The 1,362-nt window shown below is 43.5% G+C and carries 2 protein-coding genes and 1 pseudogene; 2 read left to right on the forward strand and 1 reads right to left on the reverse strand.

What is annotated here, in order from left to right; genetic code table 11:
* Window positions 1–464, forward strand: a 464-nt coding sequence (locus L1D47_RS20655) for a transposase (protein WP_239886618.1), incomplete at its 5' end; no start/stop codon positions are given.
* A 22-nt stretch (window positions 465–486) separates the two neighbouring features.
* Here the strand turns inward: L1D47_RS20655 and L1D47_RS20660 are convergent.
* A complete protein-coding gene (locus L1D47_RS20660; protein ID WP_345778778.1) occupies window positions 487–1,176 on the reverse strand; it encodes an FRG domain-containing protein in 690 nt (229 codons plus the stop codon).
* A gap of 8 nt (window positions 1,177–1,184) precedes the next feature.
* Between L1D47_RS20660 and L1D47_RS20665 the strand changes: the two are divergent.
* Window positions 1,185–1,362 (forward strand): annotated as a pseudogene (locus L1D47_RS20665) (IS5/IS1182 family transposase); the annotation flags it as partial.

Genomic DNA, 1,362 nt, shown 5'->3' on the forward strand with positions numbered 1-1,362 from the left:
CTTTGCTTAAATCACTTAACCAGCAAATAGATAAACTTACGGAAAAACTCGATAAGCTCGTAGCCCAGGTCAAAGAATGGCGCGTCAAATCGGAAATATTGACGAGTGTTCCTGGTGTGGGGAAAGTGCTTTCCTACACTCTGCTCAGTGAAATGCCAGAGTTAGGAAAACTAAACCGAAAAGAAATTGCCGCCCTAGTTGGTGTCGCTCCCATGAACCGCGAAAGTGGCTCTTACAAGGGGAAACGCAAGATCCGTGGTGGTCGCCATAGAATACGCACAGTCATGTTTATGGCGATGATGTCAGCCATACAGTGTAATCCTGTTTTTAAGCGCTATTACCAGCGTCTCAAAGCGGCCGGCAAAATGCCGAAAGTAGCACTGCTCGCCTGCATGCGAAAGCTCATCGTGATCTTGAATACCATGCTTAAAAGCGAGGAGCTGTGGTGCGTAAAAAACGGATAAATATATTGACTAAACACCACAGTCACTTGTTAGGTGTTTCGTGGTATAGATTAAGGCTCAATAACCTATCGGCAAAGCTATCACTTTTTCGGCGAAGCAAAAGCGTTTTTTCCTTTTCCAGTTGCCTATTTGCTAAATCTGCAGCACCAATTAAATCAGGGAAAAGTGTCCCACTATGCACGTTCATTGACTCCAAATGCCTCAAAAAGTCATCTCTATTAGACATTGGTATTTTAATTTTATACAACACAGGTGCATGCCCATTTAAATTGAGCACCTTAGGGATGAATTCGTCAATATCTTCCCCGTTAGGCGTAAGTGTGAAAACTCCTCCCTGACTAATAACCCTTTGGTTTTCCTCACACAATGCATCATGGATGAATCTAATACTTTCGTCTTCTGATTCAACTCTATGGTCTTGATTAATATGTAAATCATGAAACGCTACTGGAGAGAATACCCAAAGTGCGTGATACCCAGATTCAGGTAAAGTTTGAGAGATGAGTGAAAAATATAGCGATACATAAGGCGATCTAGACCAATCAAGCAAAGGTGTAGACAAACCAAAGTGCTGACCTAAAGACCACCATTCCATATCATTCAAGCTCGTAGGGCTAGCGCCTCTTCTACCAACAGTGTTAGTCTTAAACCTAGGGAAGATGCGAATAAGTCCCTGATGTGAGATCATAGCTACATAGTAAATCACAGCCATTACCGCCCATGAGCCAACAGTTAACTTTTGCCGATAGTGAGTTTTCCAGCAAGCGCCGCCAGACCCGTAAAGAGATTTTCTTATCTCGGATGGACAACCTGTTACCATGGACTCAACTGCTGGAAGTGATTGAGCCCTTTTATCCAAAAGCGGGCAATGGTCGTCGTCCCTATCCACTGGAAACGA

Source organism: Shewanella sp. Isolate7, from assembly GCF_022398425.1.
Taxonomy (GTDB): Bacteria; Pseudomonadota; Gammaproteobacteria; order Enterobacterales; family Shewanellaceae; genus Shewanella.